Source organism: Hamadaea flava, from assembly GCF_024172085.1.
GTDB lineage: Bacteria > Actinomycetota > Actinomycetes > Mycobacteriales > Micromonosporaceae > Hamadaea > Hamadaea flava.
Window position 1 is genome coordinate 5,486,734 of the sequence record NZ_JAMZDZ010000001.1, and the last position, 15,244, is coordinate 5,501,977.

9 protein-coding genes are annotated in these 15,244 nt (G+C 70.9%); 6 read left to right on the forward strand and 3 right to left on the reverse strand.

The window, feature by feature from the left end:
- Position 1: 1 nt before the first annotated feature.
- Positions 2-781, reverse strand: a complete 780-nt coding sequence (locus tag HDA40_RS25875; protein WP_253760150.1) for a TetR/AcrR family transcriptional regulator — start codon at positions 779-781, stop codon at positions 2-4.
- Positions 782-849: 68 nt separating this feature from the next.
- Here HDA40_RS25875 and HDA40_RS25880 point away from each other — a divergent pair, with 68 nt between their 5' ends.
- Positions 850-1,224, forward strand: coding sequence for a VOC family protein (locus HDA40_RS25880; RefSeq protein ID WP_253760151.1), 375 nt, complete (start codon positions 850-852; stop codon positions 1,222-1,224).
- 209 nt (positions 1,225-1,433) lie between these two features.
- Entirely contained in the window at positions 1,434-2,522 is a 1,089-nt protein-coding gene (locus HDA40_RS25885; protein ID WP_372502963.1) for a glycoside hydrolase family 11 protein, read from the forward strand.
- Positions 2,523-2,580: 58 nt separating this feature from the next.
- Here the strand turns inward: HDA40_RS25885 and HDA40_RS25890 are convergent, their stop codons facing one another.
- The gene (locus HDA40_RS25890; RefSeq protein ID WP_253763813.1) at positions 2,581-3,741 is read right to left on the reverse strand and encodes an acyl-CoA dehydrogenase family protein; all 1,161 of its coding nucleotides are present in this window, start codon (positions 3,739-3,741) and stop codon (positions 2,581-2,583) included.
- Positions 3,742-4,042: 301 nt separating this feature from the next.
- Here HDA40_RS25890 and HDA40_RS25895 point away from each other — a divergent pair, with 301 nt between their 5' ends.
- Positions 4,043-5,398, forward strand: coding sequence for a UDP-glucose dehydrogenase family protein (locus tag HDA40_RS25895; RefSeq protein WP_253763814.1), 1,356 nt, complete (start codon positions 4,043-4,045; stop codon positions 5,396-5,398).
- Between the two features lie 158 nt (positions 5,399-5,556).
- Positions 5,557-10,605 (forward strand): SCO7613 C-terminal domain-containing membrane protein, encoded by a 5,049-nt coding sequence (locus tag HDA40_RS25900; protein ID WP_253760152.1) that lies wholly within the window; start codon positions 5,557-5,559, stop codon positions 10,603-10,605.
- 87 nt (positions 10,606-10,692) lie between these two features.
- Here HDA40_RS25900 and HDA40_RS25905 read toward each other — a convergent pair whose 3' ends face one another.
- Entirely contained in the window at positions 10,693-12,687 is a 1,995-nt protein-coding gene (locus tag HDA40_RS25905) for an acetoacetate--CoA ligase (protein ID WP_253760153.1), read from the reverse strand.
- A 159-nt stretch (positions 12,688-12,846) separates the two neighbouring features.
- Here HDA40_RS25905 and HDA40_RS25910 point away from each other — a divergent pair, with 159 nt between their 5' ends.
- Positions 12,847-13,422 (forward strand): hypothetical protein, encoded by a 576-nt coding sequence (locus HDA40_RS25910; protein ID WP_253760154.1) that lies wholly within the window; start codon positions 12,847-12,849, stop codon positions 13,420-13,422.
- 25 nt (positions 13,423-13,447) lie between these two features.
- Entirely contained in the window at positions 13,448-14,989 is a 1,542-nt protein-coding gene (locus tag HDA40_RS25915; RefSeq protein WP_253760155.1) for a hypothetical protein, read from the forward strand.
- The last annotated feature ends 255 nt before the right edge of the window (positions 14,990-15,244 follow it).

A 15,244-nucleotide genomic window follows, 5' to 3' on the forward strand; every position in this document is an offset into this window, starting at 1 on the left:
CCTAAGTGCCAGAGCGCCGTTCGATGAGGACGGCGAGCCCGTCGAGCACCCGGGCCAGCCCGAAGGCGTACGCGTGCGCGGGGTCGTAGGCGCTGCCGTGCGCTGCCCCGGCCGCCGCGCCGACCCGGGAGGCCAGTGGAAACCGCTCGGCGTCGAACATCTTCGCCAGCAGGGGCTGATTGGCGGCCCACCACTGCTCGTCGTTCATGGCCGACTCCTGGTGTGCCGTCCGGAGATCGGCCGCGGCCCGCGCGCAGGTCTGCACGAAGCCGAGCACGAAAGTCAGCGCGGCATCCAGGTCGACGTCGTCGAGCCCGACCCCGTCGAGCGCACGCAGCTCGTAGTCGTACTTCGCGATCGCGCCCGGCCCCAGCGTCGGCCGGTTCGTCGACACCGCCGCCAGCCAGGGATGCCGCTCGAACAAGTCCCGATTGTCGTCGGCCACCGCGGTCACCCGGTCACGCCACTGCGTACCCGCCGGCTCGCGGCGCGGCATCCGCGCGTACACGGTGTCGAGCATGAGATCGATCAGCTCGGCCTTGCCGGGCACATAGGTGTAGATCGACATCGGCGCCACCCTCAGCGCCTGCGCGACGCGCCGCATCGAGACGACGCCGAGCCCTTCCGCGTCGGCCAGCGCGATCGCCGCGTCGACGATCTTGTCGACACTCTGCGCGGGTCTCGGCCCCCGCTGCCCGGTCGCCGGCTCTCGGGCGTCCCGCCACAGCAACGAGAGGGTACGCGCGGGGTCGCCGCCGCTACTGCGATCCGTCGTCGCCACGGGAATATCCTCTCACCCGGCATTGTCGTACACTGTACAACGTACGCCGTACAGAGTAGGAGTCTCGTATGCGAGTGACCGCCGCAGCCATTTCCCTCAACGTCGCCGACCCCGTCGCGTCGGCCAAGTTCGCCCAGGACCACTTCGGGTTCACCGAGGACATGGCGGCCGACGGCTTCGTCTCCCTGTCCCGCCCCGACACCGGGTTCAACCTGATCTACCTGCGTACCGGACTGGAGACCTTCCGGCCGGACACCATGAAAGGCGACGTCCACGGAGTCCTCGTCGCGCTCGTCGTGGACGACATCGACGCCGAGTACGCCCGCATCCAGGCCGAGGGCGTGCCGATCGTGACGCCGCTGCAGACCGAGCCGTGGGGCGAGCGCTTCCTCCAGGTCGCCGACCCGAACGGAGTGATCATTCAGCTCGTCCAGTGGGTCTAGCAGCACTCCGGAAGTTTCGGAAATCTACGGCCGCCTGGGCACCGCATTGGCCAGGCGGCCGTGGTGATTCAGGTCGTCAGGAATCGTGTCTACTTCCGAAAGACTTCCGGAAATTATTGACAACGCGAAGAGTGGCGTCCCAAAATTCACCATCGACGAGCTTCGACGGGTGGCCGCCCAGCCACCCCCTCGCGAAAGGGACGTACGCAGTGAACGACACCCCCTCCCCAGTGGAGCTCCGCGGACGAAGTCGCTTCAAGCCGCTCATCGCGGCAGCCGGCGCGGTCCTCCTGGCCGCCGCCTCGATGATGCTGTCAGGCGTCGCCCACGCCGAGGCCGACCGGACGGTCACCTCGAACACCACCGGTACGCACAACGGCTACTTCTTCTCGTACTGGAAGGACAACGGCAATGTCACGATGACGTTGGGCGCCGGCGGCAGCTACAGCGTCCAGTGGAGCAACATGAACAACATGGTGGTCGGCAAGGGCTGGAAGCCCGGCTCCAGCCACACCGTGAACTACTCCGGCAACTTCAGCCCGAACGGCAACGGCTATCTGGCGCTCTACGGCTGGACCACCAACCCGCTCATCGAGTACTACATCGTCGAGAACTTCGGCAGCTACAACCCGAGCAGCGGGGCGACCCGGCTGGGCTCCGTCACCACTGACGGCAGCACTTATGACATCTACCGCACTCAGCGGGTCAACCAGCCGTCCATCATCGGGACCGCGACGTTCTACCAATACTGGAGCGTCCGGCAGTCGCACCGCAGCAGCGGCACCATCACCACGGCCAACCACTTCAACGCCTGGGCGAGCCTCGGCCTGAACCTGGGCAGCCACGACTACCAGATCATGGCCACCGAGGGCTACCAGAGCAGCGGCAGTTCCAGCATCACCGTCAGCGAAGGCAGCGGCCCCACGTCGCCCACGCCGACCGCCAGCTCGCCCCGGCCGACCACCTCGCCCACCTCGGGCGGCACCAGCGCCTGCAAGGTGACGCAGTCGGTGAACGCCTGGAACAACGGACTGACTGACAACATCACCATCGCCAACACGGGGACATCTGCGATCAACGGCTGGTCGCTGAAGTTCACCCTGGCCTCCGGGCAGACCATCACCTCGGGCTGGAGCGCGACCTACTCGCCCAGCAGCGGGGCGGTGACGGCGACGAATGTCAACTACAACGGGTCCATAGCGCCCGGCGGGTCGACCACGATCGGCTTCCAGGCGACCCATTCCGGCAACAGCGCGGCCCCGACCGGCTTCACGCTCAACGGCGCCGCCTGCAGCTGAGTACGCGACGGGCCGGGCGCTTCAGCGCCCGGCCCGGTTCCGTCACCAGACGTACGTTTTAGATGACGCCCTTGAGGAGTTGGCGGGCCATCACGATCCGCTGCACCTGGTTCGTGCCCTCGTAGATCTGGGTGATCTTGGCGTCCCGCATCATGCGCTCGACCGGGAAGTCCTTCGTGTAGCCGTATCCGCCGAGCAGTTGCACCGCGTTCGTCGTGATCTCCATGGCGGCGTCCGACGCGAAGCATTTCGCGGCCGCGCCGTAGTAGGTGAGGTCGGGCGCGTTCCGCTCGGAGCGTGCGGCGGCGGAGTAGGTCAGCTCCCGGGCGGCGGTGAGCTTCATGCCCATGTCGGCCAGCATGAACTGGAGTCCCTGGAACTCGGCGATCGGCTTGCCGAACTGCTTGCGCTCCTGCATGTATGCCAACGCGGCGTCGAGTGCGCCTTGGGCGATTCCCAGTGCCTGGGCGGCGATGGTGACCCGGGTGTGGTCGAGCGTACGCATCGCGGTGGCGAAGCCGGTGCCCTCTTCGCCGATGATGCGGCCGAGCGGGATGCGTACGTTGTCGAGGTAGACCTCGCGGGTCGGGGAGCCCTTGATGCCGAGTTTGCGTTCGGGTGCGCCGAAGCTGACTCCGGCGTCGGACTTCTCCACGACGAACGCCGAGATGCCGCGGGTGCCGGCCGCGGCCGAGGTCTTGGCGAAGACGGTGTAGTACTCGGAGACGCCGGCGTTGGTGATCCAGCGCTTGACCCCGTTGAGCACCCAGTGGTCGCCGTCGCGTTCGGCGCGGGTCGTCATGCCGGCCGCGTCGCTGCCCGCCTCCGGTTCGGAGAGGCAGTAGGAGAACATCGCGTCGCCTCGGGCGACGGCGGGCAGGTACTGCTGCTTCAGCTCGGCCGAGCCGGCGAGCATCACCGGGAGGCTGCCCAGCTTGTTCACCGCCGGGATGAGGGAGCTGGACGCGCAGGCTCGCGCCACCTCTTCGATCACGATCGCGGTGGCGAGCGCGTCCGCGCCGGCGCCGCCGTATTCGGCCGGGATGTGCGGGGCGTGGAAGTCGGCGGCTCGCAGCGCGTCATAGCTGGCCTGCGGGAACTCGCCGGTCTCGTCGGCGGCGGCCGCGTGCGGGGCGACCTTGTCCGCGCACAGGTCGCGCACGGCCTCGCGGATGGCGACGTGCTCCTCGGAGAGCTGGTAGAGATCGAACGACACGATGCCTCCGTGAGGTCTTCCCAAGGGGTTTGCTTCTGTTACTCGTGGGTAGCTTGGTCGCCACTAGCCTAAACGAGGACTCAGGTTTCCGGCGAACCCACCCGTCCCGTAGGCTTCCTCGGGCGTCGGGGCGGGCGTACGCTCGCAACGGCCTGGAAAACGGCAACTTTCGGCGTTCCTCGCGACGTCTAGCGATGCAGTGTGATGTTGGAGACGGGAGAATGAAGGCGTGACGAACCCAGTTCAGGGCACGTATGTGCCGACGGTCACAGTCACTCCGCCCTCGGGTGCCGCACGGCCACGGCTGACCTTCATCGGCGTCGGCTACCTCGGCGCCACGTACGCGATCTGCTACGCCGAACTCGGCTACGAGGTGCTGGCCGTCGACGTCGACCCCAAGCGGGTCGAGGACCTGTCGCGCGGGGAGATGCCGTTCCACGAGCCCGGACTGGACGAGCTGCTCAAGCGCAACCTGGCGGCCGGCCGCCTGCGCTTCACCACGTCCTACCAGGAGGCCGCCGACTTCGGCGACGTCCATTTCATCTGTGTCGGCACCCCGCAGCGCCTCGACGGGATGGGCGCGGACCTGCGTTACGTCGAGTCCGCCGTGGTGCCCCTGGCGCAGAACCTGACCCGCAAGGCGCTCATCGTCGGCAAGTCCACCGTCCCGGTCGGCACCGCCGAGTGGGTTGAGCGCCTCGTCGAGAAGCACGCCGACCCGGAGCTGGGCATCGAGGTCGCCTGGAGCCCGGAGTTCCTGCAGGAGGGCTACGCCGCCGACGACGTCATGCGGCCGAACCGCATCGTGTGGGCGGCGAAGACCGAGTGGGCGACCGCCATGCTGCACGCCGCGCACAAGGGCGTCTTCGACCTCGCCTCCACCGAGGACCGTGAGGTTCCCGTGGTGGCGACCGACTTCGCGACCGCCGAGCTGGTCAAGGTGGCGGCCAACGCCTTCCTGGCCACCAAGATCTCGTTCATCAACGCCATGGCCGAGGTCTGCGAGGTCGCCGGCGGCGACGTCACGCACCTGGCTCGCGCGCTCGGCTTCGACCCGCGTATCGGCAACCGGTTCCTCCAGTCGGGCGTCGGCTTCGGCGGCGGCTGCCTGCCGAAGGACATCCGGGCGTTCCAGGCCCGCGCGCAGGAGCTCGGCGCGGGCGAGGCGTTGCGGTTCCTGCACGAGGTCGACCTGATCAACCTGCGCCGCCGGGCCAAGGTCGTCCAGCTCTCGGCCGAGCTGCTCGGCCGCCGGCCGGGCCCGGCCGGTCCGGACCTGTCGGGCGCGCGGATCGCCGTGCTGGGCGCGACGTTCAAGTCCAACACCGACGACGTCCGGGACTCGCCGGCGCTCGCGGTCGCCGGGATGCTCGCCGAGGCCGGGGCCGACGTGCGCGTCTACGACCCGCAGGGCGCCGAGAACGCCCGCAAGGTGCACCCGGAGCTGGCGTACGAGAAGTCGCTGGCCGAGGCGGTCACCGAGGCCGAGCTGGTGTGCGTACTGACCGACTGGGCGGAGTTCCGCAACGCCGACCCGGTGTCGCTCGGCGCGCTGGCCGGTCAGCGCAAGATCATCGATGGCAAGAACTGCCTGGACGCCGCGACGTGGACGGCGGCCGGTTGGACTTATCGCGGTCTCGGCCGTCCGGCCGTCGGCTGAACGGTGCGCCACCGGTAACAGTTTGATCACTCAGCGCAGAGTCGCCCCCCAGATTGTGGGGCGGCTCTGTCGCATTCATGGCTAAAAGGGACTGTACAGCCCTCGCTAAGACCGGGCATGCTGGCTTCAACCGGCATGACCGCTTCGGAGGTGTTCCCTTGGAACAGTCCCCATGCTCGATGTGTGGCAGGCTGCGGGATCCCCTCCAGCGCTGCCCGCACTGCGGCAACACCGCCGAAGTGCTGGAGGCCGAGCTCGCCAGGGTCAACAAGGCGATCTCCGACCTGAACACGCAGGACATGGGGCTGGTCTCCCAGCGCAAGAAGCTGAGCCAGCAGCTCCAGGCCGCGATGCACCAGCGCAACCTGCTGTCGCATGCCGTCCAGAAGCAGCAGGCCAAGGCGCAGGCTCCGCGCCAGCGGCGCTTCGGGCGCAAGTCCGCGGAGCCGGCCGCCGCGCCCACTACGCCCCAGACGACCCCGACCACCTCGGCGACCCAGACGACTTCGCCAGGGCAGAAGGCTGCGCCTGGTCGCCCATCCGGTGGTACGCCCAGCCGCCCACCCGGCGCGGCGACTTCGCGCCCGGCCGGGGCCGCCGCCGGCGGCCGTCCGCCGGGTGCTCCCCGGCAGCGGGTCGCGCCGTTGCAGACCCCGCCGCCGGAGACCTCGCCGCGTACGGTGCAGAACGTTCTGCTGGTCCTGGGTGGACTGATGATCGGCGTCGCCGCCGTCGTGTACGCCGCCTTCGCCAGCGGTCTGCGCGCCGGGGGCGGCCTGCTCGTCCTCAGCCTCGTCACGGTCGCCATGCTCGTCTCGGCGTTCCTGCTCATCCGCGTACGCCTGGTGTCGACGGCGGAGACGCTGACCACGGTCGGGCTGCTGCTCCTGCCGGTGGACGGATACCTCCTGGCCCAGCTGCCCCCGATCGCCACCGCGGCGGCGTCCTGGTCGCAGATCGCCGGAGCGGTGTTCGCCGTCACCGCCCTCGTCTCTCTCGTGATCCACCGCGTCACCCTGCTCAGTTCGGCTCGGTACGGCGTCGTGCTGTTCTTCCAGCCCGTGTTGCCGCTTCTGGCGTACGACTGGATCAAAGGCCCAGCCGGCCTGGCGCTGATCTTCGCCGTCCTGGCCTTGGGCAACGCGATGGTCGCGCGGGCAGTAGAGCTGTCGCACCGCGAGCCGCTCCAGATCGGCGGCGAGCACCCGATCCGCCACCCGCAGGTGCTGGAGGGCGCGTGGTCGAGTTTCTGGCTGCGCGAGCTGGCCTGGGGCCTGCACGGCGTGGCCGTGCTGGCCGGTGTCTCCTATGGACTGGTGGCCACCTGGCAGGCGACCGACGCGCCATCGGCCGCGCGCGGTGGGGCGATGCTGCTGCTCTCGTGCGCGGTCGGGCTGCTCGGCGCGCTGATGCTGCGGACCAAGCCGTTGCCGGACGTCGCCGCCGGTGCGCTGACGCTCGCCTGGATCGTCGTGGCGGGCCGGGTGGCGGCACTGGCCGCGCCGGGGCAGACGCTGCTCGTGCTGGCGGGCGCGCTGGTGGTGACTGGACTGGCGATCCGGGTGATCCCGGCGTCGGCGCGACGCGGACCGCAGATCGCGTCCACAGTGGCCGTAGCCGCCGTCGGCGCGTTCGTTCTGGGTCAGGCGCTGCGCGCCGCGCTCGGGCCGATCCGCGCGGGTCTGCCGATCTGGAGTGGCCGTACGCCGGAGGAGTACCAGGCGATCCTGCACAGTGCCGGTTCGGGCGCGGGCCCGTCGCTGGTAGGGACGGTCGCGCTCGCCGCCGTCGCGGCCGGGCTGGCCTTGCCGCCGTCGTTCCGTCGCGAGGTCGCGGTGGGCGGAGCGGCCCTGGCCGGGCTGGCCGCGCCAGCGTCGCTGCTGCTGACCCCGTCGGCCACGCTGTGGGTGCTGACGGCCGTCGCGATCGGCATCGCGGCGGTCGGCATCGGAGTCGGATCAGTGCAGGTGTCGTCCCGGCCCGAGCGACCGCTGACATCCGATGTGGAGGAAGAGGAGCCGCCGCCGGTTCAGCCGGATCCGCGCTCCCAGAACGTGTTCACCCGGTTCCTCGCACCGCGGAGCGGGAAGTTGGCGGACCAATGGTTCGGCGCGCCCGAACCGCAGCGGGCGATTCCGGGCGGTGGGCTCGGCGCGACGACCCCACGGTCCGCTCGGGCGCACGCGATCGCAGCAGCGGCGGTCGGCCTGGTGGCGATCCTCGCCTCGCTGAACGCGCCGGGCGCGTCGGCCGGAGTGCTCGCCGCGATCACGTCTGCCGGGGTGATCCTCGCGCTCGCGCAGCGAGTCCTGCCGACCCCGGAGGCGCGGGCCGGCCGGCCGGTGCCACGCCGGCCGGTCACCCAGATCATCGGCGACACCTGCGCCGGAGCCGCGGCCTTCGCCGCGCCGTCTGCCGTCGCCGCCACCATCGTCACGCTGGCGCCGGGCGTACTGCCGTCGGTGCCGCTGATCGCGGCGGCGCTCACCGCCAGCGGCACCCTCGGCTACGTCGCGATCCGTCAGGTGGCACACCGCGAGATCGGCCTGCCGATCGCGATCGGCAGCGGCCTCGGCGCGCTGGTCATCACGCTGGCGACGTTCGGAGCCGAGGGCGCCGGGTTCGCCGACACGCTGGTCGCGACCTTACTGCTGGTCGCGGCGGTGCTGTTGATCCTGAGTTCGTCGATCGACACCGGCATCCGGGCCGACCGCATGTACGACGGGGCCGACTACGCCGCCGCCATGGTGGTCGCGGGCGCGATCGCGGCGGTCACCCGCGGGGTGTCCCTCGTCTTACCGGACAGCTGGCTGGTCGCCGCGGCATTGATGGTCCTCGCGGCGGCGGCCGGAATCCGGTCGATGCCACCGGACTGGCGGCGCGGGCCGGTGCTCGGCGCCAGCGCGGCGGGCCTGGTGGTGCTGCTGATCGCGGGGTACCCGGCGCTGATCGGCGGGCTCCAAGCCGTCACCGTCGAAGGTGGACTGTGGAGCGGTGATCTCGCCTCGACCGCGGTGACCGAGTCGGAGCTGGGCTGGCAGGGGCCGCTCGCGCTGCTCGCGCTCGCGGGCGCGGCGGCCATCGGAATGCCCCGGCCCCGCAACTACGACGCCGCGGCCGTCTGCGTCGGCCTGGCCACCGTCGGCACCCCGGCCGCATTGCACTGGCAGTGGTGGTCCCCAGTCGTCCTCGGGCTGCTCATCGCGGCCGCGTACGCGATCTCGGCGCCGGTCGCCAAGGACCCCCGAGCCGGGTACGCCCGGATCGCGGTCGCCATCGCGCTCGCGTTCTACGCCGTCGGGGCGGCGCTCGTACGCCCCTGGACGACGGCGGCGGCGTTGGGCGTACTGGGGTTGGTGAGCCTGGTCGTCCTGGCGTTGGCGGCGTATCAGAACGCGGACATGGCGCCGGGCGACCGCCGGACGTCGCACCTCGGCACGGTCGGCGGCATCGGCGCGGTCGGCGTCCTGCTCGCCGCCCCGGCGGCGGTCGCGGTCCTGGCGTACATGGTCCACGGGGGACGGTCCGACACCCGGCAGATCGTGCTGACCGCCGCCCTCGCGACCGTCTCAGTAGGACTCGCGCTGGCCGGTGCGGCCCGGAACGTCATCGCCGGTTACCTCGGCTGGGTCACCGTCGGCGTCAGCGTCGCGGGGACCGCCATCGCGATCGGCGAGGTGACCGGTCCGCGGCCCACCGGCGTCTTCGCCGCCACGGCGGTATTGCTGGCGGTTCTGTCCGAACTGTTGCGTGCGCCCACCGTCACCCGGGAACGCCCGCTGTCGAGGCTCTGGAGCCAGGCGCGCGACCGCTGGCGGCTGCCCGACTATCCGGCCGCCGGCGCGTTCGCCGCCGCGGCGCTCCCGGCCCTGCTCGCGATCGTCGCGCTCTGGCCGCTACTCGTGGCCGCGCTCACCAAACCGTTCCAGACCATCGGGCACATCTGGGAGGGCGTACCGGAGGCCACCGCGAACGCGGCGTCCGCGACCGGTCCCAGCGCCGCGCTGACCGCCCTGCTGCTCACCGCCGCCGCCGGCCTGGCCGCGATCGGCTTCGGCGGCGGGGCCAACCGTGCCGTCGCCCGGGTCACGCCGGTCTTCGCGCTGGCACTGCTCATCATCCCGTACGCCATGCGCCTGAGCTGGAATTCGGCGGTCCTCGCGGGGCTGACCGTGTTCACCGTGTGCATGCTGGGCGTAGCGCTCACCGAACCGCCCACCGAGGCGGAGAGCGACCGCTCCCTGCGTACGGCGCGCGTGGCGATCGTCCTCATGGGACTGATCGGCGGGAATGCCGGGCTCGCCGGTGCGCTGGCGACCCCGGAGATGACGATCTTCACCTTCGGCGGCGCGGTCGCCGTCGGTGCGACCGCCGCGCTCGGCGGGAAGACGCAGCTGGCCCGCATCCTGGGCTGGCTCGGTGCGGCCGTCGCGGGCGAGCTGTTCATGATGTCGATCAGCCTGCACCTGGGACTCACCCGGTTCTGGACGGCGCTCGGCGTACTCGCCGTCGGTGCGGTCCTCATCATCGGCGCGGCGCTGCTGCCCCGGTTCGCCAAGCGGGAAGCCCGGCCCGAGGCCGCCGCGGTCGAATGGGCGGGCCAGTTCGCGGCGCTCATCGCGCTCGCGCTCGCCCTGGAGTCACCCGTCACCGTCGGAGTCCTCCTCGCGGCGTGGAGCGCCGTCCTCGGCATCGCCGCGGGCCGCCCGACACACACCGAGAACCAGCGGCGGGCGTACTTCTGGGCCAGCGCGGGTTCGGCGATCGCCGCGTGGTGGTTGTTCGCACAGAACGCTCAGGTGGCGCAGCCAGAGGCGTACACGTTGCCGTTCGCCCTGGTCGTGCTGCTCGTGGGGGCGATCGAGCTGCGGCGGCGGCCGGACCTGGGCTCGCGGGCGGCCTTCACCCCGGGGCTGGTCGCGGCCTTCGGGCCGACCCTCGTCCTGGTGCTGGTGAAGACCGACCCCGTCCGGGAGGGCATCCTCCTGGTGGCGGCGGTGGCGACCGTCATCTACGGCTCGATGAAACGCGAACGGGCCCCGATCGAGGTCGGCACGATCGTCGCGATCATCACCGCCCTGCATGCGCTGACGCTGGCCTTCAGCGCCTGGGTCATCATGATCCCGCTCGGCATCCTCGCCCTGGTGCTGGGCGCCAACAGCGAGCGCCGCCGACGCCTCAGCGAAGGCCTCCAAAAGATGCGCTAGCCCGCTCCTATTGGTTGCAGATCACGGATACGCAGGCCAAAACGGCCCGGCGACGCCTGCGTATCCGTGATCTGCACCGAACCGGGGTCAGTGGGGGCGGTCGCGGGCGAGCTTCTCGAACGCGCTCAGCGACTCGGGGTTGGCCAACGCACCCTTCGCCGCCGCGCGGTCGACCGGCGTACCAGTGAGGATGCGTTTGACCGGGACCTCGAGCTTCTTCCCGGACAGGGTGCGCGGCGCGGCTGTGACCTGGTAGATCGCGTCCGGAATGTGTCGGGGCGAGAGCGCGGTACGCAGCTCGCGCGCGATCTTGGCGCGCAGCGCGTCGTCCAGCTCCAAGCCGTCCGAGAGCACGACGAAGAGCAGCAGTTCGCCCGCACCGCCCTCGGTGTCCTCGAGATGGACCACGACCGAGTCGACGACCTCGTCCAGCGCCTCGACCACGGAGTAGAACTCGGCCGTGCCGAGCCGGACCCCGCCGCGGTTGAGGGTGGCGTCGGAGCGCCCCGTGATGACGCAACTGCCGTGGTCGGTGATGGTGACCCAGTCGCCGTGCCGCCACACGCCGGGGAAGACGTCGAAGTACGCCTCCCGGTAGCGGCTGCCGTCGTCGTCACCCCAGAACCCGACCGGCATGCTCGGCATCGGCGCGGAGATCACCAGTTCACCCAGCTCGCCGAGCACCGGATGCCCCGTCGGGTCGTACGCCTCGACCCGCGACCCGAGGCAGCGCGCCGCGATCTCGCCCTCGTAGACCGGGTTGAGCGGCGTGCTGCCGACGAAGCCGGTGCAGACGTCGGTGCCTCCGGACAACGACTGCAACTGGAGCGTGTCGGACACGTCGGAGTAGACCCAGCGGAAGCCCTCAGGCGGGAGCGGGGCGCCGGTCGAGCCGAGTCCCTTGAGCCGGCTCAGGTCCGCTTCGTCCTTCGGCGACAGCCCGGCCTTGCGGCAGGCCAGCAGGAACGGGGCGGACGTGCCGAAGAACGTCGTCTGAGTCTGCTCCGCCATGCGCCAGAGCGCGCCGAGATCGGGCCAGCCGGGGTTGCCGTCGAACATCACGATGGCGGAGCCGACCGCCGGGGCGGAGACCAGGTAGTTCCACATCATCCAGCCGGTCGTGCTGAACCAGAACATCCGGTCGCCTGGACCGAGATCGTGGTGCAGCGCCAGCATCTTGAGATGCTCCAGCAGGATGCCGCCGTGCCCGTGGACGATCGGCTTCGGCAGCCCGGTCGTGCCGGACGAGTAGAGGATGTAGAGCGGCTCGTCGAACGCGACCGGGGTGAAGCTCAGCGGCTCGTCGGTGTCGGCGGTCAGCTCGGCCCAGCTCAGATCGGCGTTCAGGCCCTGGCCGGCGTAGTCGAGCCCGACGGTGGCGCGTACCGACGGGAGGGCGGCGCGAATCCCGGCCACCTCGGCCCGGCGATCCACGAGCTTGTCGCCATAGCGGTAGCCGTCCACCGCCACGAGCACCACCGGCGAGATCTGGGTCCATCGATCGGTCACGCTCCGCGTGCCGAACTCCGGCGCACACGAGGTGAAGATCGCCCCCAGACTCGCGGTCGCCAACAGCAGGACGAGCGCCTCCGGCACATTCGGCAGGTACGCGGCCACGCGGTCACCGGGTTCGACGCCCAGTCGGCGCAACCCGGCGGCGGCCCGGCGGACCTGGTCACGGAGCTGGTCGGCGGTGTATTCGATCGGCTCGCGGCTCTGGGACCGCCCCAGGACGATCGGGGCGTCGCCGGCCACACCCGGCATCCGCAGGACGTTCTCCGCATAGTTCAGCCGGGCGCCCGGGAACCACGTCCCGGTCGGGCCGAACGGCGTACCGGGGCCGAAGGGAGCGCCCATGGTGTAGCCGCCCGACAGGATCTCGGTGGGTTCGCTGTGGGCCACGACGTCGAAGTAGTCCCAGATCGACCGCCAGAACCCGGGCAGATCGTCGACAGACCACTGCCACACATCCGCGTACGCCTCGAACTCCCAGGCCTGCCCGGCCGACAGCCACCGCAGATAGTCGCCGATCCGGGACGTCTGCCGGACGTCCGCAGGCGGCCGCCACAGGATCGTGGTCATGATCTACTCCTCCCGCCCGAGGTCATCGTTGACCTGGCCCGCCCATCTTGCCGCATCCTTCCACCCAGCCGCACGGTGGTGAGATGGCTCCGCCATACATCGCCATGGGCCGACTTATGTGGGATGTTCGGCGCTCGAACGCGCGAGTAGCCTGCGCGCATGCGTCACGTCTGGAGCCTCCTCGCCGGGTTGATCGTCGCGCCCATGCTGGTCGAGCTGGCCTCGATCCACTTCCACGTCGAGGTCTGGGCTGACACGACCGGGGTCCAGACTGGGATCTACTGCGCGATGGGACTCCTGCTCGGTGCGCTGGCCTGCCTGCAGACCTCTCCCGTCGGTCCGATCGTCGCCGGGCTCCTGCTCGTCGCACCCCGCCTCCTGGCCACCCTCTTCGGCGTCGGAGTACCTCTGGACTCGCTCGGATTCCGGTTGGCCGAAGGCGTGACCGTCGTGCCCTGGGTCGGCGTCTACTCACCCGTCCTGTTCATCAGCGGAGTCGCACTGCTCCTGGCGGCGGCGAGCCCGAGCCGGTGGCGTGGACGCCCGAAATTCCCTCCAGCGGCGTCTCCCGTTGAACCAGTCGTCGACACTGGACGTATCGACGCGGTCGCGGCCTGGCGGCCGTTCCCCGCCGACACCCCGGCCACGGCCGTCCCGGCCGCGTCGCCGACGACGCCCGAACCTCCGGGCTCGCCGCCGCTGACGGGACCGTGGGCGCCGCCGCCGATCCGCTGACCACACCCGACCTGGAGGCCCGAGCATGCGTCATCTCGGTTCGTTCCTGCTCGCCCTGATCCTCGCGCCGATCGTGTATCTGCTGACCGGCCTGGGACTCAGCGCTTTCGGGCAGGCGACCCAGCGCGGCGTGGACGCGCGACCGCTGGCCATCGTGCTGGCCCTGGCCACCCTGGTCGTCGGCGGCATCGTGTACGCCGTCCTCGTGATGGCCCGGCTGTCCCCGGTCGGCCCGGCGCTGGCTGGATTCTTCTTCCTGGGCATGCCGGCCTGGCCGCTGGTGGACCCGGTCAGCTACCAGCGGGTCCTCGACGACATCGGAGCCCGGTTCAACCTGCTCGGTGTGGAGATCCTCGGCATCGACGTGATCGGCAGCTCCGGGCTCGGCGTACTGCTGGCCGTCCCATTGCTCGCGACGTTGGCCAGCCCCCGGCGCTGGAGCCGTTACGACATCCGGCCCGCTGCGCAGGTGGCGTACCAGGCGTATCCGCCCCAGCAACCGCCGTCCGCGTACGCCCCGACCCGGTACGCCACGCAACCCGAGCCGGTGACCGAACAGATGCCGGACGTGTCCCCGCCGACGCTCCACTACCCCCGGTACGCCGCCCCAGTCGCGGTGCCACAGCCGCCCGTGGCTTCTCCGCCGCCCGTGGCTTCTCCGCAGTCGGTGATGCCGACACCGCCCGTTTTGCCGACGGCGTCCGCCGCCGCGACCGTCGTGATTCCGGCCGCCGCGGCTACTCAGCCCGTGCCCCCGGGCCCGGTGGCGCCACCCGCCGCACCGTCTGCTGCGCCCGCCGCCGCGACCGTCGTGATTCCGTCCGCCGCGGCTACTCAGCCCGTGCCCCCGGGCCCGGTGGCGCCACCCGCCGCACCGTCTGCTGCGCCCGCCGCCGCACCGTCCGCCCAGTCCGCTCAGTCCGCTCGGTCCACGCCGTCTGCCGTGCCCGTCGCACCCGCTGCGGCGATGCCTCCTGCGGCACCCGCCAGGCCCGACGCGCCATCCGTATCCGTCGCGCCAACACCTGCGATGCCTGCCGCCTCGACACCTGTTGCGCCTGTCGTCGTGCCGCCGGTCCTGGCTACGCCGATGTCGCCCGCGCCCGCCGCGCCAGACGGGTTAGCTGCAGCCGCCGCTCCGACGGCCCCCGCTGCCGTTGCGCCGACGCCGGCCGCCGCAGCCGTTGCGCCGTCGGCTCAGCCCGCATCGACGCCCGCCGCGTCGCCGTCTGTGTCTGCTGGGCCGGTCGCGGCTACGCCCGCCGCGTCGCCGTCTGTGCCGCCTGCTCAGTCCGCGCCGACGTCTCCAACGCCGCCTGCCGTTGCGTTGACCACGCCGCCGGTGCCGACGCGGGATCGGGCCGCCGACCAGGAGATCTCGATTCCGCGCCTTGAGGAGGAGCTCACGGAGTCCGCGCCGACCCCGGAGCCTCCGAAGGCTGAATCGCCCAAGGCTGAGTCGCCCAAATCGGCGACTCCGCAACCTGGGCTGCCGGAGGCTGAGTCGGCGAAGCCGGGCGAGGAGCCGACCGTGCTGATCGACCCGGACACGCTGAAGCCGCTCTGAGGCGACTGCAAGATCGTCGGCAGCCGACGATTACCGCACGAATACACCCACGAACGTCGGCCACCGACGATCTTGGACGTTGGAACGCCCACGAACGTCGGCCACCGACGATCTTGGACGTCGGGACACCCAAGAATGTCGGCCACCGATGATCTTGGGCGTGCAGCGGCGAGGCGCGGCGAGCGCGGGGTGACTGCCGGCGCGGCGAGGCGAGCGTGGGTGAGCGGAGCGGCGCGAAGCAAGGTAACGGGGCGA

What these genes read in the sequence shown, in the direction of transcription:
- HDA40_RS25915 (WP_253760155.1), top strand. Translation starts at nt 13,448, where the DNA reads ATGCGTCATCTCGGTTCGTTCCTGCTCGCCCTGATCCTCGCGCCGATC.
- HDA40_RS25880 (WP_253760151.1), top strand. Translation starts at nt 850, where the DNA reads ATGCGAGTGACCGCCGCAGCCATTTCCCTCAACGTCGCCGACCCCGTC.
- HDA40_RS25905 (WP_253760153.1), bottom strand. Translation starts at nt 12,687, where the DNA reads ATGACCACGATCCTGTGGCGGCCGCCTGCGGACGTCCGGCAGACGTCC.
- HDA40_RS25910 (WP_253760154.1), top strand. Translation starts at nt 12,847, where the DNA reads ATGCGTCACGTCTGGAGCCTCCTCGCCGGGTTGATCGTCGCGCCCATG.